Origin of the sequence: Nocardia sp. NPDC127579 (assembly GCF_042672005.1) — a bacterium.
Lineage (GTDB): Bacteria > Actinomycetota > Actinomycetes > Mycobacteriales > Mycobacteriaceae > Nocardia.
Genome location: NZ_JBHXVZ010000002.1, coordinates 205,591 through 228,731, shown reverse-complemented (window position 1 = coordinate 228,731; position 23,141 = coordinate 205,591). Strand labels below are relative to the sequence as shown.

Annotated in this window: 22 protein-coding genes and 1 riboswitch; of the genes, 14 read left to right on the top strand and 8 right to left on the bottom strand. The window is 67.5% G+C overall.

Translation table 11 applies throughout. The features are described 5' to 3' along the window. Window positions 1-97 precede the first annotated feature (97 nt). The gene (locus ACFVMC_RS08630) at window positions 98-535 is read left to right on the top strand and encodes a DUF4307 domain-containing protein (RefSeq protein WP_379208251.1); all 438 of its coding nucleotides are present in this window, start codon (window positions 98-100) and stop codon (window positions 533-535) included. A 315-nt stretch (window positions 536-850) separates the two neighbouring features. Next, window positions 851-1,345, top strand: a complete 495-nt coding sequence (greA, locus tag ACFVMC_RS08625; RefSeq protein ID WP_379208249.1) for a transcription elongation factor GreA — start codon at window positions 851-853, stop codon at window positions 1,343-1,345. A 126-nt stretch (window positions 1,346-1,471) separates the two neighbouring features. On the opposite strand, the gene ACFVMC_RS08620 is transcribed toward greA, so the two are convergent. After that, window positions 1,472-2,623 carry a cystathionine gamma-synthase gene (locus tag ACFVMC_RS08620; protein ID WP_379208247.1) on the bottom strand — a complete coding sequence of 384 codons (1,152 nt, stop codon included), beginning with the start codon at window positions 2,621-2,623 and terminating at the stop codon, window positions 1,472-1,474. A gap of 47 nt (window positions 2,624-2,670) precedes the next feature. Here ACFVMC_RS08620 and ACFVMC_RS08615 point away from each other — a divergent pair, with 47 nt between their 5' ends. Both ACFVMC_RS08615 and ACFVMC_RS08610 read left to right on the top strand, forming a co-directional pair. Next, a complete protein-coding gene (locus ACFVMC_RS08615) occupies window positions 2,671-3,876 on the top strand; it encodes an acyl-CoA dehydrogenase family protein (protein ID WP_379208245.1) in 1,206 nt (401 codons plus the stop codon). Between the two features lie 78 nt (window positions 3,877-3,954). Beyond that, entirely contained in the window at window positions 3,955-4,341 is a 387-nt protein-coding gene (locus ACFVMC_RS08610) for a DUF6401 family natural product biosynthesis protein (protein ID WP_379208244.1), read from the top strand. A 59-nt stretch (window positions 4,342-4,400) separates the two neighbouring features. Here ACFVMC_RS08610 and ACFVMC_RS08605 read toward each other — a convergent pair whose 3' ends face one another. Both ACFVMC_RS08605 and ACFVMC_RS08600 read right to left on the bottom strand, forming a co-directional pair. Continuing rightward, complete coding sequence (locus ACFVMC_RS08605) at window positions 4,401-5,210, bottom strand: hypothetical protein (RefSeq protein WP_379208242.1); 810 nt, start codon at window positions 5,208-5,210, stop codon at window positions 4,401-4,403. 180 nt (window positions 5,211-5,390) lie between these two features. Then, on the bottom strand, window positions 5,391-6,782 hold the full coding sequence (locus ACFVMC_RS08600; protein WP_379208240.1) for a cystathionine beta-synthase: 1,392 nt from the start codon (window positions 6,780-6,782) through the stop codon (window positions 5,391-5,393). Between the two features lie 105 nt (window positions 6,783-6,887). Between ACFVMC_RS08600 and ACFVMC_RS08595 the strand changes: the two genes are divergently transcribed. Beyond that, a complete protein-coding gene (locus ACFVMC_RS08595) occupies window positions 6,888-7,388 on the top strand; it encodes a hypothetical protein (RefSeq protein ID WP_379208238.1) in 501 nt (166 codons plus the stop codon). Between the two features lie 82 nt (window positions 7,389-7,470). Then, window positions 7,471-8,688, top strand: coding sequence for an acetyl-CoA C-acetyltransferase (locus ACFVMC_RS08590; RefSeq protein ID WP_379208237.1), 1,218 nt, complete (start codon window positions 7,471-7,473; stop codon window positions 8,686-8,688). Window positions 8,689-8,749: 61 nt separating this feature from the next. Here ACFVMC_RS08590 and ACFVMC_RS08585 read toward each other — a convergent pair whose 3' ends face one another. Beyond that, complete coding sequence (locus tag ACFVMC_RS08585; RefSeq protein ID WP_379208235.1) at window positions 8,750-9,619, bottom strand: Bax inhibitor-1/YccA family protein; 870 nt, start codon at window positions 9,617-9,619, stop codon at window positions 8,750-8,752. Window positions 9,620-9,754: 135 nt separating this feature from the next. Then, a complete protein-coding gene (locus tag ACFVMC_RS08580; protein ID WP_379208233.1) occupies window positions 9,755-10,906 on the bottom strand; it encodes a class I SAM-dependent methyltransferase in 1,152 nt (383 codons plus the stop codon). Between the two features lie 203 nt (window positions 10,907-11,109). On the opposite strand from ACFVMC_RS08580, the gene ACFVMC_RS08575 reads away from it, so the two are divergent. Genes ACFVMC_RS08575 through ACFVMC_RS08565 form a run of 3 tightly spaced genes read left to right on the top strand, consistent with a single transcriptional unit; the run spans window position 11,110 to window position 12,846 of the window. After that, window positions 11,110-11,679: a hypothetical protein gene (locus ACFVMC_RS08575; protein ID WP_379208231.1), complete on the top strand. Its 570-nt coding sequence runs from the start codon at window positions 11,110-11,112 to the stop codon at window positions 11,677-11,679. Between the two features lie 41 nt (window positions 11,680-11,720). Beyond that, window positions 11,721-12,164 (top strand): DUF6153 family protein, encoded by a 444-nt coding sequence (locus ACFVMC_RS08570; protein ID WP_379208230.1) that lies wholly within the window; start codon window positions 11,721-11,723, stop codon window positions 12,162-12,164. 52 nt (window positions 12,165-12,216) lie between these two features. Then, window positions 12,217-12,846 (top strand): DUF305 domain-containing protein, encoded by a 630-nt coding sequence (locus tag ACFVMC_RS08565; protein WP_379208228.1) that lies wholly within the window; start codon window positions 12,217-12,219, stop codon window positions 12,844-12,846. Window positions 12,847-12,966: 120 nt separating this feature from the next. Here ACFVMC_RS08565 and ACFVMC_RS08560 read toward each other — a convergent pair whose 3' ends face one another. After that, window positions 12,967-13,557, bottom strand: coding sequence for an rRNA adenine N-6-methyltransferase family protein (locus tag ACFVMC_RS08560; protein WP_379208226.1), 591 nt, complete (start codon window positions 13,555-13,557; stop codon window positions 12,967-12,969). A 498-nt stretch (window positions 13,558-14,055) separates the two neighbouring features. Between ACFVMC_RS08560 and ACFVMC_RS08555 the strand changes: the two genes are divergently transcribed. After that, on the top strand, window positions 14,056-14,601 hold the full coding sequence (locus ACFVMC_RS08555; RefSeq protein WP_379208224.1) for a hypothetical protein: 546 nt from the start codon (window positions 14,056-14,058) through the stop codon (window positions 14,599-14,601). Window positions 14,602-14,610: 9 nt separating this feature from the next. Here the strand turns inward: ACFVMC_RS08555 and ACFVMC_RS08550 are convergent, their stop codons facing one another. Further along, window positions 14,611-15,438 (bottom strand): metallophosphoesterase, encoded by an 828-nt coding sequence (locus ACFVMC_RS08550; RefSeq protein WP_379208222.1) that lies wholly within the window; start codon window positions 15,436-15,438, stop codon window positions 14,611-14,613. Between the two features lie 192 nt (window positions 15,439-15,630). Then, window positions 15,631-15,746: riboswitch (TPP riboswitch) on the top strand. Here ACFVMC_RS08550 and ACFVMC_RS08545 point away from each other — a divergent pair. The 3 genes from ACFVMC_RS08545 (at window position 15,742) to ACFVMC_RS08535 (ending at window position 19,362) form a co-directional block, all read left to right on the top strand. Next, window positions 15,742-17,094: a purine-cytosine permease family protein gene (locus ACFVMC_RS08545; protein ID WP_379208220.1), complete on the top strand. Its 1,353-nt coding sequence runs from the start codon at window positions 15,742-15,744 to the stop codon at window positions 17,092-17,094. Its footprint overlaps the riboswitch before it by 5 nt. A 100-nt stretch (window positions 17,095-17,194) precedes the next feature. After that, window positions 17,195-17,494 (top strand): hypothetical protein, encoded by a 300-nt coding sequence (locus ACFVMC_RS08540; RefSeq protein WP_379208218.1) that lies wholly within the window; start codon window positions 17,195-17,197, stop codon window positions 17,492-17,494. After that, window positions 17,494-19,362, top strand: a complete 1,869-nt coding sequence (locus ACFVMC_RS08535) for an alpha/beta hydrolase (RefSeq protein ID WP_379208217.1) — start codon at window positions 17,494-17,496, stop codon at window positions 19,360-19,362. The genes ACFVMC_RS08540 and ACFVMC_RS08535 overlap by 1 nt, the downstream gene beginning before the upstream one ends. Window positions 19,363-19,376: 14 nt before the next feature. On the opposite strand, the gene ACFVMC_RS08530 is transcribed toward ACFVMC_RS08535, so the two are convergent. Beyond that, on the bottom strand, window positions 19,377-20,975 hold the full coding sequence (locus tag ACFVMC_RS08530; RefSeq protein WP_379208215.1) for an ABC transporter substrate-binding protein: 1,599 nt from the start codon (window positions 20,973-20,975) through the stop codon (window positions 19,377-19,379). 465 nt (window positions 20,976-21,440) lie between these two features. Between ACFVMC_RS08530 and ACFVMC_RS08525 the strand changes: the two genes are divergently transcribed. Further along, complete coding sequence (locus ACFVMC_RS08525; RefSeq protein WP_379208213.1) at window positions 21,441-23,141, top strand: hydrogenase maturation protein; 1,701 nt, start codon at window positions 21,441-21,443, stop codon at window positions 23,139-23,141.

The window sequence follows — 23,141 nt, the reverse complement described above, 5'->3', positions numbered from 1 at the left end:
GTTCACCATCGCTCTCGGTCGCGGGTGTCGGATGGTCGTTCCCTATAGTTCCATCCGACCCACATTTGTTCCGACCTACCCCCCGGAGTGATCAGCCATGACCGAGCCGGAGTCCACCGCGGCCGCGCGACACGCCGATCGGTATGGCGAAGTTCCGCGCGTGCGGCGGCCTTGGATCGCGGTGGCGCTGAGCGCCGCGGTCGTCGTGGCCGGCGTCGGCGTGGCGGCACTGGGCTACCAGAAGTACGGGCCCAAGGACATCGAGGCCGAGGGCCTGGGCTACCAGCAGATCGACGACTCCACCATGACGGTCCGGTTCAAGGTGACCCGCAAGGACCCCGGACAGCCGGTGGTCTGTTTCGTGCGGGTGATGTCGAGCGACAGCGCCGAGATCGGCCGCCGCGAGGTGCTGATCCCGCCGCAGGAGGCCGGAACGGTCGAGCTGACCACAACGGTGCGTTCGTCCTCCCGGCCATCGGCCGGCAACGTTTACGGATGCACCGATCAGGTACCCCCCTACCTGAGAACCGAGTGAGCCCACCGCGTCCCCGACCGCCGCCCCTCACGGAATCGCTCCGCGATGCGGCATTTTCAGACCTTTCCGGCGAATCCCGAGCAGCCTCGGACACAAAACAAGTTCCGACCTGCATGTTTATGAGTCATGCTAAAATGGCGTGATACACGGTTCCGGACCTCGGAGCCGTGTTTGCTGCATTGGCGGCCAGCGCATCGGTTCCGGGTTCTCGGGTTGCCCGGAGTCGGGCATCCCATCTGGTCGTCGGCTGGGGTGTGCCCGCCTAACCGCGTGCGCGCGGCAGTTCCAGAAAACAACTACTAGGGAGTGATCGAGATGACCGAGACGCAAGTGACCTGGCTGACCCCGGAGTCGCACGACAGGCTCAAAAGCGAACTCGATGCGCTCATCGCAAATCGTCCCGTCATCGCTGCCGAGATCAACGAACGCCGTGAAGAGGGCGACCTCAAGGAGAACGGTGGCTACCACGCCGCGCGCGAAGAGCAGGGCCAGCAGGAGGCGCGAATCCGCCAGCTGCAGGAACTGCTGAACAACGCCAAGGTCGGCGTCGCGCCCACCAAGTCCGGCGTCGCGCTCCCCGGCTCGGTCGTCAAGGTCTACTACGACGGCGACGAGACCGACACCGAGACCTTCCTGATCGCCACCCGCGAAGAGGGCCTGGGCGATACCAAGCTCGAGACCTACTCGCCCGCGTCGCCGCTCGGTGGCGCGCTCATCGACGCCAAGGTCGGCGAGACCCGCGAGTACACGCTGCCCAACGGCAACACCATGAAGGTCACCCTGGTCAGCGCGGAGCCCTACCACAGCTGATCGCGGGCGCGCGCCCGTCGCGCGAACGAATCCCCTGCCGGACCGACCACGTCCGGGAAACCCGTAGCAGACGCGAGCGGCCGCACTCGATCTCGAGTGCGGCCGCTTCGTCATATCCGTGATCCCCTATCCCGCCAGGGCCTGCTCGACATCGGCGAGCAGATCCGCCCCGTCCTCGATGCCGACCGACAGCCGCACCAGATCCGCGGGCACCTCCAGCTCCGAGCCCTCGGTGGAAGCGTGTGTCATGGCGCCCGGGTGCTCGATCAGCGATTCCACACCGCCCAGCGATTCGGCCAGGGTGAAGATCTTGGTGCGCGAGCAGAACTCGTGCGCCGCGGCCTTGCCGCCGTGCAACCGCACCGAGATCATGCCGCCGAAGCGGCGCATCTGCTTGTCGGCGACCACATGGCCGGGATGTTCGGGCAGGCCCGGGTAGATGACCTGGGCGATGGCCGGATGCTTGACCAGGAACTCGGCCAGTAGCTCGGCGTTGTCGCAGTGCCGTTCCATCCGCAGCGCGAGGGTCTTGGCGCCGCGCATGGTGAGGTAGGCGTCGAACGGGCCGGGTACCGCGCCCGCACCGTTCTGCAGGAACGCGAACGCCGCGTCCAGCTCCGGATCATCGGTGACCAGCACGCCGCCGACCACATCGGAGTGACCACCGAGGTACTTGGTGGTCGAGTGGGTGACGATGTCCGCGCCGTGCAGCAGCGGCTGTTGCAGGTAGGGGGTGGCGAAGGTGTTGTCCACCACCAGTTTCGCGCCGGCTTCGTGGGCGATCTCGGCCAGCGCCGGTATGTCGCCGATGTTCAGCAGCGGGTTGGTGGGCGTCTCGATCCAGACCAGCTTGGTGTTCGGGCGGATCGCGGCGCGCACGGCGTCGGGGTCGGAGACCGCCGCCGGGGAGTGCGTGATGCCCCACTGGGTGAACACCTTGTCGATCAGCCGGAAGGTGCCGCCGTAGGCGTCGTCCGGGATGACGATGTGGTCGCCGGGGCGCAGGGTGGCGCGCAGGGCGCAGTCGGTGGCGGCCATGCCGGAGGCGAAGGCGCGGCCGAAGCGGCCCGACTCCAGCGCGGCCAGATTGGCCTCCAGCGCCTGCCGGGTCGGGTTGCCGGTGCGGGCGTACTCGAAGCCGCCGCGCAGGCCGCCGACGCCGTCCTGGGCGAAGGTGGAGCTGGCGTAGATCGGAACGTTCACCGCGCCGGTCTGCGGATCCGGATCGAATCCCGCGTGTATGGCCCGTGTCGAGAATCCCAACCCTTCAGCGCTCATAGAGCGACAGCCTAAATGGGTCCGATTCCGGAGGTAACGTGAGCCCCATGCTCAGCGTTGATGAACTGTTCGCCACCGACTCCCTGCTCAGTGCCGAGGAACGCGAGATCCGCGACACCGTCCGCGACTTCGCGAATCATCGGCTGCGACCGCATACGGCGGAATGGTTCGAGGCGGGTACTTTCCCGGCGCGGGAGCTGGCCCCGGAGCTCGGCAAGCTCGGCCTGCTGGGCATGCACCTGGAGGGCTACGGCTGCGCGGGCATGTCGGCGACCACCTACGGTCTGGCCTGTCAGGAGCTGGAAGCCGTGGATTCCGGTGTGCGCAGCATGGTTTCGGTGCAGGGCTCGCTCGCCATGACCGCGATCCACAAGTTCGGTTCCGAGGAGCAGAAGCAGCGCTGGCTGCCCGGCATGGCCGAGGGCCGGATCATCGGCTGCTTCGGCCTGACCGAACCCGATTTCGGCTCCAACCCCGGCGGCATGCGCACCCGCGCGGTCCGGGACGGCGCGGACTGGGTGCTCAACGGGTCCAAGATGTGGATCACCAACGGCTCGGTCGCCGACGTCGCCGTAATCTGGGCGCGCTGTTCACCCACCCCGCCGACTTCGTCGTCTGCCACCCCCGGTCCGGACAACAAGATCCGCGGCTTCATCGTGCCAACCGATACCCCCGGCTTCGTCGCCCGCGAAATGCACCACAAACTGTCGCTGCGGGCCTCGATCACAGCCGAACTCGACTTCGACGACGTGCGCCTGCCCGCGGAGGCGGTGCTGCCGGACTCGCGCGGCCTGGCCGCACCGCTGGCCTGTCTGAGCGAGGCCCGCTTCGGCATCATCTTCGGCGCGCTCGGCGCCGCCCGCGACTGCCTGGCCGCGACCATCGACTACGCCCGCACCCGCGAGGTCTTCGACAAGCCGCTGGCCGCCTATCAGCTGACCCAGGCCAAGCTGGCCGACATGGCCCTGGAGTACGGCAAGGGACAGCTGCTCGCGCTGCATCTGGGCCGCCTGAAGGACCGGCACGAGCTGCTGTCGGACCAGATCAGCGCGGGCAAACTGAACAGCACGCGGGAAGCGATCCGGATCGCCCGGGAGTGCCGCACGATCCTCGGCGCAAACGGCATCACGCTGGACTACCCGGTACTGCGGCACGCGAACAATCTGGAGTCCGTGCTGACCTACGAGGGCACCGCGGAAGTCCATCAACTGGTCCTCGGAAAGGCGCTGACGGACGCGAATGCATTTCGCTGACAATGGCTTTCGGCGCGCCGGATAAATGGGTCGAAGATCACATTTTGATAAACGCTGCATGATTGCTACAGTCGGCAAATGTTCTTGCTGGGACCCGCGTTGCTCGAAGTGTCGGCGCGCAGAATTCTGAATCGCCTGCACGAATCGCACGGGGAACCGGCGCTCGCCGCGGCCGCGGAGAATCCGGCCCTGTCGGCGGTGCTGGATCAGCACGGCGCGGCCCTGCGCGACATTCTCGAACACGGCGTCGAGGACGCCGCCGAGGTGCCGCCGCTACTGCTGCTCGCCGGCTACGTCCGCGGCCTGCTCGACCAGGCCCGCGAGCACCAGCCCGCGACCGCACAGCAGCTGGCCGAGATGATCGCCACCCCGATGACGGGCCTGCCGCCCGCCGACTGGACCAGGGCGGACTGGATGCAGCTGCGGCTGGCCGCCGTGTGCGTGCAGGCGCAGACCATCGGCTGAACCGAAACGAAAACGTCCGCCGCGAGCCTGGCTCACGGCGGACGTTTCGCGTTCGGGGGTCAGCTCATCCCGCGGGTGTCGCCGCCGGACGCGCTGGTGTAGCGGACGGTGCTCGCCGACTGTTCGTGGCGGGCCTGTTCGCGGGCGATGTCCTCACGACCACGCTGGTAGGCCTGGGCCTGGCCGCGCAGCGTCGGCATCTCGCTCTCCACCCGGTTCAACCAGCCGTCCCAGCGCGACTGCATCGGGCGGATCAGGCCGCCGCCGACACCCACGATCATGATGCCCGCCACGGTGGCCAGCACGGCCCACAGCACCGGCGCGGTGACCGCGGTGGCCACACCGATCTGGTTCAGCGCGGCGATGATGCCGAGCGCCCAGATGAACACCGACGCCAGCCGGGCCACGGCCGGGCCGTAGGACAGGCTGCCCAGGGCCGCGGTGACCAGTTCGTGCACCACCCGCGCGATGGCCGCGGCGACGACCACGATGACGATCGCGACGGCCAGCCGGGGCAACCAGCTGACGATGCCGTTGAGCATGGTGCTGACCGGGTTCGGACCGAACACACCGAAGCCGAGCTGCAGCGTGATCAGCAGGACCGCGTAGTAGGCCAGCTTCGCCAGCAGCTGCGACCCGGTGAAGTTGCTGCGCTTCAGCATGTTTCCGAGCCCACCGCGGTCGACCAGCTTCTCGAAGCCGACCCGGTCCAGGATCCGGCGCACGATCGAAGCGACCGCCTTGGCCACGATCCAGCCGATGAGCAGGATCGCAAGGAAACCGACGAACTTGGGCACGAAGGTGGCAATCGCACTCCACGCGTCGGTCAAACCCTGCCCGAATTCGATAGCTGAATTGGAGGTTTGCATGAGCGCTTCCCTTCACTGCTGTTCGATGACGCCCGGACGGTTGCCGAGGCGACCTTCTCAGCGTTTGTACCCCGCTACGAAGGGGCGAATCAGTCGTTTGCTGAGAATTTGCAGTGTGCGAGGGAATGGTTATTCGGTCGCGATGGATCAGCGACCGAATCGCCGCGTGCAATCAGGGGTTCAGTGCCCTATGCTCCCGGTGCTCAAGAACCCGAGCAGATCGTGCCGGGTAATCACGCCGACCGGCTTGCCGTCCTCCACCACCATCAGCGCGTCGGTATCCGACAGCGCCTTGGTCGCCGCCGAGATCGGCTCGCCGGAACCGATCAGCGGGAACGACGGGCTCATGTGCATGGCCACCGAATCCGTCAGGTGCGCACGGCCTTCGAAGACCGCGGAGAGCAGATCGCGTTCGGTCACACTGCCCGCGACCTCACCGGCCATCACCGGCGGCTCGGCACCGACCACCGGCATCTGCGAGACGCCGTACTCGCGCAGGATCTCGATGGCGTCGCGCAAGGTCTCCGAGGGATGGGTGTGCACCAGATCCGGCAGCGCACCGGACTTGCCGCGCAGCACGTCACCGACCAGCGGCTCGGCCACACTGCCGTCGAGCCGGGTGCGCAGGAAACCGTAGGAGCTCATCCACTGGTCGTTGAAGATCTTGGACAGATAGCCGCGGCCGCCGTCCGGCAGCAGCACGACCACCACATTGTTCGGATCGCGCCGCGCCACCTCGATCGCCGCGACCACCGCCATACCGCAGGAACCGCCGACCAGCAGCCCCTCCTCGCGAGCCAGGCGGCGGGTCATGTCGAAGGAATCCGCGTCGGAGACCGCGATGATCTCGTCCGGAACGGCCGGGTCGTAGGCCGAGGGCCAGAAATCCTCGCCGACGCCCTCCACCAGATACGGGCGACCGGTGCCGCCGGAGTAGACCGACCCCTCGGGGTCGGCGCCGATGATCTGCACCTTGCCGCCGGAGACCTCCTTGAGGTAGCGGCCGGTGCCGGTGATGGTGCCGCCGGTACCGACACCCGCGACGAAGTGGGTGACCTTGCCTTCGGTATCGCGCCAGATCTCCGGGCCGGTGGTCTCGTAGTGGCTGTCCGGGCCGCCGGGGTTGGAGTACTGGTCCGGCTTCCAGGCACCCTCGATCTCACGCACCAGCCGGTCGGAGACGTTGTAGTAGCTGTCCGGATCCTCCGGGGCGACCGCGGTCGGGCAGACCACGACCTCCGCGCCGTAGGCGCGCAGCACATTGCGCTTGTCCTCGGACACCTTGTCGGGGCAGACGAACACGCACTTGTAGCCGCGCTGCTGGGCCACCAGCGCCAGGCCGACGCCGGTATTACCGGAGGTCGGCTCGACGATGGTGCCGCCCGGCTTCAGCAGTCCGGCCGCCTCGGCGGCGTCGATCATCTTCACCGCGATGCGGTCTTTGGAACTGCCGCCCGGGTTCAGGTATTCGATCTTGGCGGCCAGCAGGCCGGCTTCTCGTTCCACCACAGAGTTCAACCGAACCAGGGGCGTATTGCCGATGAGGTCCACGACATGGTTCGCGATGCGCATGCACCCATCGTTGCAGAAGCGCGATCGCCGCCGCACGCGACCGGTACCGGCGAGGCGGCCCGCAGCCAGGGCAAAAGTGGGTGTGGGGCGCTTAGTATTCCCGGAATGACAGCATCGCAAGGCGATTCGATGAGGGGTGGCGGTCGGGCGACGGGTGGGCGGCGGCTCAACCCCGCTGGTGCCGCCCTGCTCGCGATCGCGGCGCTCGCCCTGACCCCGGCGGCCGCCGATGCCGCCACCACACAGTTTCCGCAGGTGCCCTCGATGGCGCACGGCGGACTCTGCTGGACCAACATCCGCACCTGGGCCGACACCAGCCCGCAGTGGCCGGGCCGGGCCGTGCTCAACATGCGCGCCGACCCGGTCGCGGGCATCGGGCCCGGCGCGTACCCGCTCGCGCCGCTGTGCGAGGTGTACACCACCGTCGCCTGGCGCAATCTGACCACCGGGGCCACCGGAACCTACGCCAACCCGATCGTCGTCGGCATCTACGGCAGCATTCTGTACTCGCTGTTCCAGGACACCGGGCCGGGACGGGTCGAGGTCGTCGTCACCACCAACGCCGCGAGTATTCCCGCACGCGCGAGCTTCGACGTACCTGCCTGAGCCGGACAAGTCGGAGTTCGGTACACATAGATGCGCCAGTACAAAACTGAGCTCGCCACGCCGCAGTACCGAAGGAGCCCTCATGCCTGAGGCAGTTATCGTTTCGACCGCCCGCTCGCCCATCGGCCGCGCCGCCAAGGGCTCGCTGGTCGATATGCGTCCCGACGACCTCACCGTGCAGATCGTGCGCGCCGCGCTGGAGAAGGTGCCCGCGCTCGACCCCACCCAGATCGACGACCTGATCCTCGGCTGCGGCTCGCCGGGCGGTGAGCAGGGCTTCAACATCGCCCGCAACGTCGCGGTCATGCTCGGCTACGACACCCTGCCCGGCACCACGGTGCACCGCTACTGCGCCTCCTCGCTCCAGTCCACCCGGATGGCGTTCCACGCGATCAAGGCGGGCGAAGGCGACGTGTTCATCTCCGCCGGCGTCGAGACCGTCTCGCGCTACAAGAACGGCTCCGCCGACAGCTGGCCCAACACCAAGAACCCGCTGTTCGCCGAGGCCGAGGCGCGTACCGCCAAGTCCGCGGAGGGCGGCGTGTCCTGGCACGACCCGCGTCAGGACGGCCTGCTGCCCGACGCCTACATCGCCATGGGCCAGACCGCCGAGAACGTCGCCAGCCTGACCGGCATCACCCGCGAGGACCAGGACCGCTGGGGCGTGCGCTCGCAGAACCGCGCGGAGGAGGCCATCAAGAACGGCTTCTTCGAGCGGGAGATCACCCCGGTCACCCTGCCCGACGGCACCGTGGTGTCCACCGACGACGGCCCGCGCGCCGGTGTCACCTACGAGAAGGTCAGCCAGCTCAAGCCGGTCTTCCGCCCCGACGGCACCATCACGGCCGGTAACTGCTGCCCGCTCAACGACGGCGCGGCCGCGCTGGTCATCATGAGCGACACCAAGGCCAAGGAGCTTGGCCTGACCCCGCTGGCGCGGATCGTGTCCACCGGCGTCTCCGGCCTGTCCCCCGAGATCATGGGCCTGGGCCCGGTCGAGGCCGTCAAGCGCGCGCTGGCGCTGGCCGGCAAGGGCGTCGACGACATCGACCTGTTCGAGATCAACGAGGCCTTCGCGGTGCAGGTGCTCGGCTCGGCCCGCGAGCTGAAGATCGACGAGGACAAGCTGAACGTGTCCGGCGGCGCGATCGCGCTCGGCCACCCGTTCGGTATGACCGGCGCCCGCATCACCACCACCCTGATCAACAACCTCCAGACCTACGACAAGCAGTTCGGTGTGGAGACCATGTGCGTCGGCGGCGGCCAGGGCATGGCCCTGGTCATCGAGCGCCTCGCCTGATCCCCGGAATAGCCGAAAGGGGCGGTCACCGTACGGTGACCGCCCCTTTCGCTGGTGACTGCTAGTCGTTGTTGAAGTAGCTCAGCAGCCGCAGGATCTCCAGGTACAGCCAGACCAGGGTGACAGTCAGGCCGAACGCGACGCTCCAGGCGGCCTTCTCCGGCGCCTGGGCGCGGATCAGCTCGTCGGCGGCGTCGAAGTCCAGCAGGAAGCTGAACGCGGCGATGGCGATGCAGACCAGGCTGAAGATGATGGCGACCGTACCGCCGTCACGCAGGCCGAAACCGCCGTCGGTGAAGAAGCTGGCGACCAGGTTGCCCAGCATGAGCACCACGACGCCGATGGTGGCGCCGATGATCATGCGGGTGAACCGCGGGGTGACGCGGATGGCGCCGGTCTTGTAGACGACCAGCATGCCCGCGAAGACACCGAAGGTGCCCAGCACTGCCTGGGCGATCATGCCGGTGCCGCCGACGCTGACGATCTCGGCGAACACGAACGAGATCGCGCCGAGGAACAGGCCCTCGAACGCCGCGTAGGGCAGCACGATCGCCGGGTTGTCGGTCTTGTTGCCGAAGATCGCGACCAGCGACAGCACCAGGCCGCCGATCAGGCCGACCAGCATCAACGGGAAGGCCAGGGCGTTGTTGGTGCTGCTGGCCGACAGGATGTAGGAGACCAGCGCCGTCACCGAGAGCACGCCGAGGGTCATCGCCGTCTTGGTGACGATGTCGTCGATGGTGATCGAGCGGGTGGTCTGCGCGGGCGGCTGGTACGGCTGGTACTGACCGGGCTGCCCGTACTGACCCGGCTGACCGTACTGGTTCGGCGGGTACTGGGTGCCGGCCATGCCCTGGCCGAAGTTGGCGTAGCCGCCACCGCCCTGCTGCACGGGAAGCCGTTTGAAAACCGGGTTTGACGTGGTACGCAAAGCGTCCCTTCTTTCGGTCGTTGCTGCTGCTGGGCTCCGAGCGGGTGCTCATCGGCCAACTGCCTGATTCAACGTGTATGTCCCCGGGCAAGTTCCCCGAGGGGCTTGCCCGATTTGGACATATCGGACTGAACTCTACCGCTGCCGGGCGTCGTGCAGGCCACGGACCGATCGAGTCACCGTGAACTTGCGGTTGCGGGCGACCACCTCGGTGCGGCCCACCATCTTCTCGACGACGCCGCGATAGTTCAGATGCGAGTTGTAGACCGTCCACAGCTCGCCTCCGGGACGCAGCACCCGCCCGGTCTCGACGAACATCTTGATCGCCGAGCCGGTGTGCACCGCGGCGCCGATATGGAACGGCGGATTGCACAGCACCAGATCGGCGCTGTTGTCGGCGGCCGTGGACATGGCGTCGTCGCGCACCACCGTGACGCGGTCGCCGACCTCGTTGGCCGCCACCGTGGCCCGCGCCGAGGCCACCGCGGCCGCGGACTGATCGGTGCCCACCACGCGGATCCCCGGGCGGGCCTTGGCCAGTGTGACGGCGATGAGCCCGGTGCCGCAGCCGAGGTCGATGGCGTCGCGGGCGTCCGGTTTCATCAGCCGAACGTGCTCTAGTAGGAAGCGGGTTCCGATGTCCAGGCGCGCGCCGGAGAAGGCGGCGCCGTGCGCGACCACATCCAGGGCGAGCTCTTCGATGCGCTCGCGTACCGGGAACGGCGGCGGGCCCACGGGTTTCGGGCCGGACACCAGCAGCGTGCGGGACTTCTGCCGGCCGCGGCTGGCTCGTACCTCCGAGAAGTATTCGCCCAGCACGTCGTTCATCGACTTGGTCAGGTATTTGTCGCGCCCGCCCGCGATCACGACCACGTCGGGATCGGCGTAGCGCGCGATGGCGTCGGCCACCTCGGCGAGCCCCGCCAGTGCCCGCGGCAGACGAAGCAGGACGACTCGGGCGTCGGCCAGCAACTTCTCGGTGAGACCGTGCGCGACAAGGCGATCGGTGAATCCGAGCGTTCTGGCGTTGTTGGCGAGGGCTTGTTCGCCGGTGTACAGATCCTGGTGCACGCGCACCTCGCGCAGGTCATGCGCGGCGATGGCACCGAGGGTCAGTGCGCCGTAGCTGTCACCGATGACAGCAACCTTTCCGCTACCAGCGGTGGCCAGCTGCTCATCGGCGACATCGAGAATCAGCCGATCCGCGGCATCGACGGCATAGAGGTTCAGCGCCTCCACATCCGGATACCGCCGCAGTCGGCTTAGGACATCCTCGACTTCTCCCACACGTCAAGTGTGCTAGATCGTTGCCCGAATGTCTCATTCACCCCGGCCAATCGACCCCATGTAATTTTCCCGGAAATCCGCGAGACCCGTAATTCCATGTGGCACAGTGCAATACGACATCAGGCCGGGCGGACGAAAGGACCTGCGCGACACGAGGATTGCTGGTCCCCGACCAGACCGGTCAGCTGAGTAACATCTGCCCCATGCGTAACACGATGGCGTTGCTGGTCGTGGTCTGCGCGGCCCTGCTGACGGGCTGCGGCGATCGCGGCACCGACGGCGCACCCACGCCCGCTACCACCGGCACGTTCACCGACGCGCCCGCACAGATCCCCCAGGATGCGCTGCCCAAGCAGCAGGCGCCCGCCCCCGATGCGGGCGTCACCGTGACCGGCCTGCGAATCGGCCGCCAACCCGGCTTCGACCGCGTCGTCTACGACCTCGGCGGCACCGGCATGCCCGGCTGGAGCGTGCAGTACACCGATCGTGCCGTCCAGGACGGCAGCGGCTCGCCCATCGACGTGGCCGGGCAATCGGTGCTGGAGGTACGAATCACCGGATCGGCGTATCCGTTCGACAGCGGCGTCGAGCCGTACGCCGGACCCGATCCGGCGGCCGACCCGAACGCGCCCGGCATCGCCGGGGTGTACCGCACGGCCGTCTACGAGGGCATCACCCAGTCGTTCATCGGGGTGAACGCCGACCGGCCGGCCTTCACCGTGAGCGCCCTGAGCAATCCCCCGCGCCTGGTGATCGACATCGCGACGCCCTAGGATGAATACGGCACGGGGGTATTTGCGAGCCGCCGGAGCCGATGGCTACACTCGGCGCCGTGGTCGACCAGCATCCACTGTTCCGAGCGTCCGGGGTCACCCGGATGCTGGCGGTGCTGGCCCTGCTCGCGGGCATCGTGGCAATGCACGCCGGAGTGTTCTCGATGAGCCCGGCCCACGCCGCGGCGAGCCATTCGACGCACCACGCGACGCCGGATCACACCATGGACACCGCCCCCGTCCAGCCGGACGCGACCCCCGGTTGCGGCGGCGCCGACTGCGATCTCGGACACGCCGGTCTGCACGGCTGCGTTTTCATCCTGACGGCGTTCGGCCTGACCCTGCTGCTCGTCCTGCTCTACTACGTCCCCGCCGGCCCGAGCAGCGGACTGCGGCCACCATCCCGGCACTGGCGCGCCGAGCGGGAACGCCCGCCGCCGTGGACCGTCCTATCCCTGGCCGAATTGTCGATTCTGCGGATCTGATGGGCGTTTTCGCCCTGCTCTCATCCCTTTCCGACACTCCAGGAGTACACCCATGTCTATTCGCCGTACCCGAATCATCCTCGCCGTCGCCGCCCTCGGCCTGATCGCCGCGGGATGCAGCGACAACGACGATTCGAACTCCATGCCCGGCATGCAGCACAGCTCGTCGTCCGCGGCGCCCGCCACATCCGCGCCGGGCGCGCGCACCGATTTCAACGACGCCGATATCGCGTTCCTGCAAGGGATGTACCCGCATCACGCGCAGGCCGTGGAGATGGCGAAGCTGGTCCCCGGCCGCAGCCAGAACCCGCAGCTGCTCGCCCTCGCGACCAGCGTCGAACAGGCCCAGTCCCCCGAAATGCAGCAGATCAGCAGCCTGCTGCAGAGTTTCGGCAAGCCGGTGCCCAGCACCACCGGCGACCATTCCGGCCACGGCGGCTCCATGCCCGGCATGATGTCCACCGAGCAGATGGACGCCCTGCGCGCCGCCTCCGGTACCGCCTTCGACCGCATGTGGATGGAAATGATGATCCAGCACCACCAGGGCGCGATCACCATGTCCGACACCGAGATCGCGGGCGGCGTCAACCCCGACTCGCTGGCCCTGGCCCGCGCGGTGATCGCGGCGCAGAAAGCCGAGATCGACACCATGAATGGGATGCTGGCCGGACTGCCCGGCTGATCCGAAGACGACACGGGTCCGCGGCCCTGAAAGTCGCGGACCCACGAGTCAGGCCATGCGGAATCGCAAATGGCCTGATGGCACGCCGCCCCGGTCCGGCGGGGCGGCGGTCCACCCGGGCTATTCGATCAGCCGCTCGTGCAACCGCACCCACTGGTCCGGATGGACGTCGCCGGAGAAGCTCGAACGCACCAGATCGGTGTAGGAATCCCGTTGCCGTACCAGCGATTCGCGTCGGCGGCGGATGCTCAGAATGGCGGCGTCAGCCGAGGCCGCCGGCCGGAAACTGTGCCGGTCCACCGATCCGTGCGACTGCCAATCGAACCACGGCCAGCTCAGCACGGTCACCAGATCCCAGCGTCCGTCAGCCCCGGTGCGCTGCCGCGCGTCCGCCTCGGGAACCAGCAGGGTCGCGGAGGTGAGTTCGGGTGCGGCCAGGCACCAGTCGACGATCCGCGCCGCCGCCGGAACGTTCCCGACCACCGCGAACGGACCACGCGCCGGCTTGGTCTTGGTGAGATCGGCTCGCACCACCCGTATTCCGCTGTCTCCACGGGCGCGGGCCGCTAGTTTCGCGGCCAGCAGCGGGTCCGGTTCATACGCGGTGACCTGCGCCCCGCATCGAGCCAGCGCCCACGTGAGCACGCCCTCTCCCGCCCCCGGCTCGAGCACAGATCCGGCCGGATCAGCGACCGCCAACAATGCTTCCACGGCCGCCGGGCTCACCAGATGATTCGGAGACGGCGTTCGCCTGCCTTGATCCCGGTACGTGCGGCCACCGCCGCCGTTCTTCACCTTGCCCTGGGTATGCGAGTAATTCCGATATGCAAAATCTTGCGCCATAGCGCCTGCCCTTCGGGTCTTCGAATCGATTGGATCTCGAAGGGCCCTGGGCGCGCTCGCGGACGCCGAAGTAATTCTCTCCGCGTCGGCTAGCGGGCCAGAGCCCAGGCACTGCGCAGACGAATGAAGTACGGAGCGGCGTGGCAAGACATGGTGGCTACCGTAGGGATCCCGCCAACGGCCCACAACCGAATTATGTGGCCGGCCGGTCCGCGCGGAAGCGAGTTCGCCTGCTGCGCCGCCGATCGCCGCAGCGGTTACTGCCCCAGGCGACAGGATCAGCCTGGAACCAGTAACGTCGAAACGTCCGGATTCGCACCGCGCAGCGCGATCGGACTTCCGAGGAATACAGAGAGGCGTACCACGATGCGACGACTAGAGCGGGCTGGGCTGATCGCCGCGGCTGCCGCTACCGCCACCGGCATCATCTTCCTCGGGGCCTGCTCCAAGCAGGTCAGTGGTACAGCGGAGGCCAATCAGACCGAACTGGCCGCTTACACCTCGTCGGTGACCGCGTCCTCGATCTCGTCCTCGATCGCGGCGTCGTCGTCGCGGGCGGCCGCGGTGGAGTCGTCGATCGAATCCGCCTGCGAGACCTTCGCGGAGGTGACCTCCAAGTCGATCACGGCGTTCAACGCCTATATCGACGCGGACGAATCCGGCGCGCCCGATGCCGACACCAAGGCCACCGAGGCGGTGAACACACTGCGCGGCGGCGCCACCGAACTGACCGGGAAGCTGGTCTCGGAACTGCCGTCGCGGATCGCCGATCCGCTGCGGGTCTACCGCGACGACGCCAATACGGTCGCCGACAATGTGGATCGCCGGGTCGGCGTCGACACACTCAATGCCTCGGTGGACAAGTTCAACGCGAGCAAGAACACCGCCCGCGACGCTTGCCTGGCCGGATAACCGAGGGCCTCAGGCGATTTCGCGGTCCGCGCCGACCTCGGGGAGGTACGGCAGCGGCAGCACCAGCCAGGAGTCGGTGCTCGCGTAGTCCTGGGGATGCGAGGCTTCCGGGTCGGCGCCCAGCCCTTCCACGCGGGTCGCGCCGACCTGGTCGGTGTAGCGGAAATGCAGGTGCCCGTGCAGCAGGAGCCGGGGCCGCAGGGTATCGGTGATTCGCTGGATCCGATCCTGGTTCGGCAGGCATTCGGGCAGGTCCTTGCGGTTCCACTCCGGTGCGGCGGCGCGCGGTTTGTCGTGGGTGAGCAGCACATCCACCGAGCTGGAATCCGCGGCGAGCAGCTCGTCGCATTCCGCGTCGGTCATCTGTTCCTCCGGGAACCACAGCGTGCCCTCGGTCTGCCGCTCCCGCCGCGAGCCGAACTGACTGCGCCGCTCTGCTTTTCGCGCGCGCAGCGCTTCGGCGGCCAGCCGCCACGCCTTGTCCACCGAGTACGCCCCGCCGAACGCGGCGAACCGGGTGCCTTCCCAGACCCAGCGGTGGCCGCGCGGCGCGTACCGAATGTGGTTGCGGCACACCAGGAAACCTTCGTCATCCAGGTCGGTGCCGTAACGTTCGCGCAGCAGCGAGGACTTGTCGTGGTTGCCGTCCAGGAAGTACACGCGGACCCGGTGCTTGCGGGCCACCCGGTCGACGACGTCGAAGTAGCGCCGCCCGTCGGCGGTGTGCTCCCAGGCACCGAAATCCCCGAGGACGAACATCTTCGCGCACTCCTGCCGCTGCGCGACCCGCAGCAGGTCGACGGCGTGCGTGGTGTTGCCGTGTAGATCCCCGGTCATCAGGACACTCCCCATCCGACAATGATCGCAGGCGCGCGAGCGCACGGCATCCCGATTTCCGGTAGGAACCACCAGCTCGGCGGCGCCGGCACGCGGACCGCTTCGGTGGACCGCACAACCACCGTGCACGGCGGTGAGCTGGGACAACGAGACATCCCACGATTCGGCCGGACGCGTGTACTATTCGCCCGAACCACCCACTGCGGGAGCTCGGGCACGGCCGGGCTGAGAGGGCGGGCCCTACGCTCCGCCGACCGCGCGAACCTGTTCGGGTAATGCCGACGTAGGGAAAGTGCTCGACGAATGTCTGCTCCGTCCAAGGCGCACGAGGCGCCGCTCACCCTTGATCAGCCCGCACCCAAGGTGCTCTCGTTCTGGGATCAGAGCGCGTTCTGGGCCAACCTCGGGGTCAGCCTGTTCGCCTTCTCCGGCGCGTACACTGTGCTGGCCCCGAACACCGAGGGCGCGCTACAGCTGTCCATCGCGGCCGGCATCCTGGCCATGATCATCGGCACCCTGGTCGGCGGGCTGATGCTCGGCCTGGCCGCCGTGCCGGGCGCGCGCACCGGCAAACCCGCGATGGTCCTGTTGCGCGGACTGTTCGGCGCGAAGCTCAGCTACCTGCCGACCGTGCTGAACATCGCGCAGCTGATCGGCTGGGGCACCTTCGAACTCATCGTCATCGGCAGCGCCGCGGAGGAATTGTTCGGCGGCGGGCCACGCTGGCTGTACGTGGTCGCCGCGGGCCTGATCACCACGGCTCTGACGATCTGGCCGCTGGGATCGGTGCGCATGCTGCGCCGGTTCGTCACCGTCGGCGTCGTGATCGCGCTGGCCTGGTTCTACATCCAGTTCTTCCGGGCGGGCATCCCCGATCTGACCAGCAATCCCGGCCCGAAGGGCTCCGGCCCGTTCGGCGTCGACTGGAATCTCTTCTGGATCGCCACCGACGCGGCGCTGGCGGTGTCGATCTCCTGGATGCCGGTGGCCGCGGACTACACCCGGCATTCCAAGAGCAGCCGCGCGGCATTCGGCGCGGCCAGCGGCTCCTACGCGCTGACCCAGATCGTCGCCTACATCCTCGGGCTGCTCGCGTTGGCGCTGGCCACCGGCGACAGCGGCGTCTACGGGCCGTTCCTGCACGTCACGCTGGGCGGGTTCTTCTTCTTCATCCTGGTGTTCCGGGAGGCGGACCAGTCCTTCGCCAATGTCTACTCCACGGCGGTCTCGATCCAGAATCTGTGGCCGCGGATCGATCGGCGGGTGCTGTCGATCGGTCTCGGCGCGCTGATCACAGCGCTGGCGCTGTGGCTGCGAATGGACGACTACTTCGGGTTCCTGGGCCTGATCGGCTCGGTGTTCGTGCCACTGCTGGGCGTGCTGGTCGCCGATTTCTTCCTGCGTGCCAAGGGTTCGTGGAACACCGACGCGGATGCGCCGTCGCGCTGGGGCATGGTGTTCGCGTGGCTGGTCGGCCTGTCGGTGTATCAGCTGATCAACCCCGGTGACGCGGGTGCGTGGACCCGGTTCTGGGTCCGGACGCAGGAGGCGCTGGACTTCACCAAGCAGGCGTGGATGAGCGCGTCGCTGCTGTCGTTCCTGGTCGCGGGGCTGGTGGCCTGGCTGGTCGGCGCGCTGCTCGACCGCCGCCGGTAAACCCTCTTCCGCGGGTTTCGTCGGCGGAATACGGAACCGATCGCCGCTCGGCTGCGTCGAATCCTGAGTAAGCGCAGTTGGGGACGATGCAGGGAGCGATGTGGGCGACGAGGCTCAGTTCGGGGTGCGACCCGAGCAGTTGACGAACATCTCCGCGACATGGCGGCGCGAGGCCGCGGATCTGTCCGGGCTGAGCTGGTCGGCGTTGTCGGCGGCGACCGGTGACGGCAGCGCGGTGCTGGCGGCGGTGCGCGACAGCGCGGATCCGGCGCAGCAGGCGGCGGCGTCGATCGCGAACCGGTTCGATGCCATGGCCGATCTGGTGGACCGCTTCGCGGGCAATCTCGCCGAGCGCGATGCCGATACCGCCGCGGCATTCGAGAAGTTGACCGCGCGCTGATGCGGCCGACGATCTCGCAGCTTGCGGCCTGGGATCTCGCCGGCCTGCGCGCGGCCGCACAGGTGGCCGATGACAACGCGGTGGCGATCTACGACTCGCTCACCGATTCGTCCCGCGCGATGGACGCCGCACAGGACTGGCGCGGGCGGACCCGGGACGCGGCGTGGCGGCGCACCAACGAGGAGATCGATCACGGACACGAGGTGCGCGCGCTGCTGGTGCGCTTCGCCGACGAGGCACAGGACGCGCACCGCGAATTCGAGGCGGCCCGAAAGTATGTGCTGGCTCAGCGAGCCGCCGCGCAGGCCGCGGGCTGCGCGGTCGACGACGCGGGATATGTCACCCATCCGGATGGCGCGAACTCCGAAGCCGGTGTCCACCAATTGAATATCCTCGCCGGCATGGATGAGATCGAACGTATCGACACCACCTACGGCGAGCAGCTGGCGGCTATCCGGTCCGATTTGACCGCGATTCGAGATGGCCTGCGCGACATCGTGTTCCAGGGCGTCCCGCGCGATCCGGACGATGTCGTCACCCAGTTGGCGGGTATGACCGCCGAAGAACGCGCGGCCGCCGTGGCCCAGCTCGGCGCGGATGATGTGCGCGCGCTGGTGATCGCGAATCCGGATCTGATGGGAAATCTCAACGGTATTCCGTTCCCGGTGCGAATCGCGGCCAACGAGATCAATATTCGCAATGCCATCCAGCAGGAGAAGCACAAGCCGAACCCGGATCAGAACCGGGTCGAGCGGCTGGAGGGGCTGCTGGAACCGATCGACGATCCGTCCAAAACCGATCGGGTGCAAAAGCATTCGGAGTCGGACCGGACTCCGGAGACCGAGCTGGTGCGCAGCGCCGGTCTCGACGCGGCCGACGACGCGAAGGTCGATCGCAGGTTCATCATGTTCCGGGCCGACGAGGGCAGCGGTCACATGATCGAGGTGTTCGGTGAATTCGGCACCGGCACAACCGGTGTCGGTGTCTATGTGCCGGGCACCAGCACCAGCCTGGACGGCGCCGGGACCAATCAGGCGGCCGCGTGGAACCTGGCCGACCAGACCAAGGGCCCTATCTTCCTGTACATGGAGGGCGATTTCCCGCAGGATCTGGGCCCGTCGGGTGCGATGAACCCGGCCTACGCCGCCGAGATGGCGCCCAAGCTGGTGGAATTCGGCAAGGAGGTGGACCGCGAGGTCGCGCAGCGGGCGCCGGGCACACCGGTCACCTATGTCGGCCACTCCTACGGCGGTTCCGTCGTCGCCACCGCGGAGCAGCATGGCCTGCGGGCCGACCGCATCCTGCACGCGTCCTCGGCGGGCACCGGCGTGCAGGACAAGGGCTGGAACAACCCCAACCCGAATGTGCAGCGCTACTCCATGACCGCACCGGGCGACCTGATCGGGGCCGCGCAGTCCGCACCGCGCGACTCCGGACTGCCCTCCTGGCTGGATATTCCCGGCCTGCCGGAGCGCAACCCGCACGGCCAGAACCCGGACGGCACCGACCCCGACGAGATGCCCGGCGTCACCCGCCTGGACACCGGCTATTACGCCGACTACAACGGCGACGGCAAGCAGGAACCCGTTTTCGGCACCGATGGCCACGGAAAGTATTGGAACGACCCGAATTCCACCGCGTTCCGCAATATCGCGGGGGTGATCAGTGGCGGCGAGGTCCACGCCTACGTCGAGCGCGGTATCGAAACCGATTGGGTGGATATCGATCTCGGCGACGACGGCGATCTCAAGGACGAGGTCGCCGATCTCCTCGCCGCCCAGGCCGCCCAGCGTCTGGGCAAGCAGCCCTACGCGGACCCCCAGGTCACCGACAATCCCGGATTGGGGCCGACGATCAAGGTGACCTGAGGGCGCCGGGCGAGCTACTTCTCGATGTTCTCGAAGTCGAACAACCCGTTCCAGGCCAGTTCGGCCTTCTTGACCTTGTCCGAGCGTCCGGCGTTGGCCACGTAGTCCAGGATCGGGATGTCGACCATGTCGCGCAGCATCAGGGTCTGGGCCTGCGCGATGATCTTGTAGGACTCCTCCAGGGTGGCCGCCGCCAGTGCGGCGTCGAACAGCTTGTCCAGCTCCGGGTTCTTGTAGTCGACGTTGTTGGTGCCGGAGTAGCTGTAGTAGTTGGCGCTCAGGAACTGCATCATCGTCGGGTAGTCACCCTGCCAGCCGTAACGGAACGCCTTGCCGATGGTGCGCCCGGTGATGAGGCCGCGAATGTCCTTGAAGGTCGGGTACGGTACGCCGACCGCCTCGATGCCGAGCGTGTTCTTGATGCTGTTGGCGACCGCTTCGATCCATTCCTGATGGCCGCCGTCGGAGTTGTAGGCGATCTCGTAGCTGCCCGACCAGGGTGCGATGGCCTCGGCCTGGGCCCACAGCTTCTTGGCCTCCTCCGGGTTGTACTTCAGGACTTCCGAGCCGGGCAGGTTGCCGTTGAACCCGGGCAGGGTGCTCGCGGTGAAATCCTTGGCCGGGATGCGGCTGCCGTGGAAGATCTTGTCGCAGATCTGTTCCCGGTTGATCGCCATCGACAGCGCCTTGCGGCGCAGCACGCCTTCCTCGCCGGAGAAGTGCGCCACATTGGACTGCACGCCGATGTGCTGGTTCTGCGCGGTCGGCTTGGTGATCGCGCGATCACCGAGGTCGGACTTGTAGGTTGCCAGCGCGCTGTTCGGGACGGTGTCGAGAGTGTCGAGGTTCCCGGCTTGCAGGTCGGCGTAGGCGGTTTCGAAGGTCTGGTAGTGCACGAACCGCAGGCCCTTGTTCTTGGCCGGGCGCCCGCCGGGATAGTCCGGATTGGGCTCCAGATCGATCTTGACGTTGTGTTCCCAGGTCTTGAACTTGTACGGGCCGTTGCCGATCGGGGCCTCGCCGAAGGCCTTCATATCCTTGAACGCCGCGTCGGGCAGCGGATAGAACGGCGAGTAGCCCAGGCCGATCTCGAAATCGATGGAGGGGAACTGCAATTCGACGGTGAAGGTGCGGTCGTCGACGACCTTCAGCCCCGCCATGGTCTGCGCCTTCGGCGGATCGGCCGAGACCTCGTCGAACCCCAGGATCGGGGTGAAGACATAGCTCTGCAACTGGGCGTTGGTCCCGAGTGCGGTGTAGTTCCAGGCGTCGACGAAGTTCTTGGCCTTGACCACGGTGCCGTCGGTGAACTTCCAGTCCGGCTTGATCGTGATCTTGTAGTTCTTGCGATCGGTGGTCTCGATCTTCTCGGCCATCTCGTTGTGCGGCTGACCATCGGCGTCGTAGTACTTCAGCCCCGCGAACAACCGGTCGACCACCCGGCCGCCCATGTTCTCGTTGGTATTTCCCGGCACCAGCGGGTTCTGCGGTTCGCCACCGTTGGTCGTGACGATATCGGCGTCCGCGCCGTCGTCGGTACCGCATGCGGACAGGCCCAGGCTTGTGGCCAGTAGCACCGCCCCGATCAACGCGCCAGCTCTTGTGAATCTCACTGCGTTCTCCTGACATCGAGCAGAACCAGGGCCGACCCTCATCCGTCTGCCCCGGAAGATATTCGGACAGTAGCGATTCCGAGGTCGGCCTGTACCCGGTTCGCTAGAGGTGCTCGAACGAGCCCTGGCGTACTGTCAGCAAGCCCGTGTACTCACGGGTAACCGGACCGGCGCGGGCCATCGATGGGCAACCGCGATATCGCCGTTTTCGGGGCACTACAGGTACCCAATCGGGCCGAACTCTAATCAACTTGTTCTAAAAGACACATTAGCCAGTCGCTATCACTGTGCGTCACAGCACTCGAAAACCCTTATCGACCAGCGGTTTCAATGACCCGCCCGCTAAACATGCTCCTCGCACTGGGGATTGGACCGAGGTGCATAACGTCTTGGTTACGGTTAACTTCTCCTGATGCCGAACCGGACATCCGGGACGCCATCACCTCGTCGCACGACATCCGCCTGATGGAGTACACCTTGCGCATCCTGCTGGTCGCCAGCGCGTTCAACAGCCTCACCCAGCGCGTCCACGCCGAATTACGCGACCGCGGGCACCATATCGGGGTCGAGCTGGCGTTAGGCGACGATCAGCTGCGCGCGGGTGTGGCGCGGTTCCGCCCGGACCTGATCCTCGCGCCGATGCTGACCAAGGCCATCCCCGACGACATCTGGACCCAGCACACCGTGCTGATCGTGCACCCCGGGCCGAAAGGCGACCGTGGGCCGTCCTCGCTGGACTGGGCGATCAGCACCGGCGCGCGGGACTGGGGCGTGACCGTGCTGCAGGCGGTCGCCGAGATGGACGCCGGGCCGATCTGGGCCTCGGTACCGTTCCCGGTCGCGGCGGTGGGCAAGAGCGGGCTGTATCGCAACGAGGTCGCCGACGCCGCGCTGGCTGCGGTCCTGCTGGCGGTCGAGCGCTTCGAAAGCGGCCGATACCGCCCGGAACCCTTGGACTACAGCCGATCCGACGTGCGCGGCGAACTACGCCCGTACCACTCCCAGCCCTACCGGCGGATCAACTGGGCCACCGACGACACCACTACCGTGCTGCGCAAGCTGCGCGCCGCCGACTCCCAGCCCGGCGTACTGGACGACATGTACGGCCGCGAGTTCTTCGTACACGGCGGCCACAACGAAGACCAGCTGCGCGGCAAGCCCGGCAGCATCATCGCGACCCGCGACGGCGCCATCTGCCGGGCCACCGTGGACGGCGCGGTCTGGCTGCCGCAGCTGCGGGCTCGTCGCGAGCAGGGCGGCCCGCCCACGTTCAAGCAGTCCGCCACCGACGTACTCGGCAGCCTGCTGCCCGCGGTGCCCGAGGTGCCGGTGTCCCCCGCCGAGGCCGCTGCCCGCGACACCTGGTCGGAAATCCGCTACCGCGAACAGGATTCGGTCGGCTACCTGGAATTCGAGTTCGCGGGCGGGGCCATGAGCACCGGCCAGTGCCGCCGCCTGCTCTACGCCTACGAGCAGGCCCGCACCCGGCCGATCGGCGTGCTCGTCCTCGGGCCGCGCCGCGACTTCTTCTCCAATGGCATCCACCTCAATGTGATCGAGGGCGCGGCGGATCCGGGTGAGGAGTCCTGGCGCAATATCAACGCGATGGACGACCTGGTCGAGGCCATCCTCACCACCACCGACAAGCTGGTCATCTCGGCGCTGCCGGGCAATGCCGCGGCCGGCGGGATCATGCTCGCGCTCGCCGCCGACGAGGTGTGGTGCCGCGAATCGGCCGTGGTGAACCCGCATTACAAACTGATGGGCCTCTACGGTTCGGAGTACTGGACCTACACGCTGCCACGCCGGGTGGGCGCGGCGACGGCCGAACGCCTGACCCAGAATCCACTCCCGGTCGGCGCACGGGCCGCCCGCGCCCTCGGCCTGGTGGACCAGGTCATCCCCGGCAGCCCGGCGTCCTTCTGGGCCTGGGTGCGCACCGAGGCGGCGGCCCTGGCCGATTCGCCGGAGCTGGCCACGCGGCTGGTGGAGAAGAAGCGGCGACTGGCCGCCGACGAGGCGGTGAAGCCGCTCGCGGCCTACCGCGCGGAGGAACTCGAGCGGATGCGCGAGAACTTCGCCCCCGGATCGCCGTATCACCAGCTGCGGCGCAACTTCGTCCACAAGGTCTGCGCGACCGCGACACCGGCGCATCTGCTCGGCTGA

Bases quoted from the DNA above. Each gene is read 5' to 3' on its own strand.
- ACFVMC_RS08630 (WP_379208251.1), top strand. From the start codon at position 98: ATGACCGAGCCGGAGTCCACCGCGGCCGCGCGACACGCCGATCGGTAT.
- greA (WP_379208249.1), top strand. From the start codon at position 851: ATGACCGAGACGCAAGTGACCTGGCTGACCCCGGAGTCGCACGACAGG.
- ACFVMC_RS08620 (WP_379208247.1), bottom strand. From the start codon at position 2,623: ATGAGCGCTGAAGGGTTGGGATTCTCGACACGGGCCATACACGCGGGA.
- ACFVMC_RS08615 (WP_379208245.1), top strand. From the start codon at position 2,671: ATGCTCAGCGTTGATGAACTGTTCGCCACCGACTCCCTGCTCAGTGCC.
- ACFVMC_RS08610 (WP_379208244.1), top strand. From the start codon at position 3,955: ATGTTCTTGCTGGGACCCGCGTTGCTCGAAGTGTCGGCGCGCAGAATT.
- ACFVMC_RS08605 (WP_379208242.1), bottom strand. From the start codon at position 5,210: ATGCAAACCTCCAATTCAGCTATCGAATTCGGGCAGGGTTTGACCGAC.
- ACFVMC_RS08600 (WP_379208240.1), bottom strand. From the start codon at position 6,782: ATGCGCATCGCGAACCATGTCGTGGACCTCATCGGCAATACGCCCCTG.
- ACFVMC_RS08595 (WP_379208238.1), top strand. From the start codon at position 6,888: ATGACAGCATCGCAAGGCGATTCGATGAGGGGTGGCGGTCGGGCGACG.
- ACFVMC_RS08590 (WP_379208237.1), top strand. From the start codon at position 7,471: ATGCCTGAGGCAGTTATCGTTTCGACCGCCCGCTCGCCCATCGGCCGC.
- ACFVMC_RS08575 (WP_379208231.1), top strand. From the start codon at position 11,110: ATGCGTAACACGATGGCGTTGCTGGTCGTGGTCTGCGCGGCCCTGCTG.
- ACFVMC_RS08570 (WP_379208230.1), top strand. From the start codon at position 11,721: ATGGCTACACTCGGCGCCGTGGTCGACCAGCATCCACTGTTCCGAGCG.
- ACFVMC_RS08565 (WP_379208228.1), top strand. From the start codon at position 12,217: ATGTCTATTCGCCGTACCCGAATCATCCTCGCCGTCGCCGCCCTCGGC.
- ACFVMC_RS08555 (WP_379208224.1), top strand. From the start codon at position 14,056: ATGCGACGACTAGAGCGGGCTGGGCTGATCGCCGCGGCTGCCGCTACC.
- ACFVMC_RS08550 (WP_379208222.1), bottom strand. From the start codon at position 15,438: ATGACCGGGGATCTACACGGCAACACCACGCACGCCGTCGACCTGCTG.
- ACFVMC_RS08545 (WP_379208220.1), top strand. From the start codon at position 15,742: ATGTCTGCTCCGTCCAAGGCGCACGAGGCGCCGCTCACCCTTGATCAG.
- ACFVMC_RS08535 (WP_379208217.1), top strand. From the start codon at position 17,494: ATGCGGCCGACGATCTCGCAGCTTGCGGCCTGGGATCTCGCCGGCCTG.
- ACFVMC_RS08525 (WP_379208213.1), top strand. From the start codon at position 21,441: ATGGAGTACACCTTGCGCATCCTGCTGGTCGCCAGCGCGTTCAACAGC.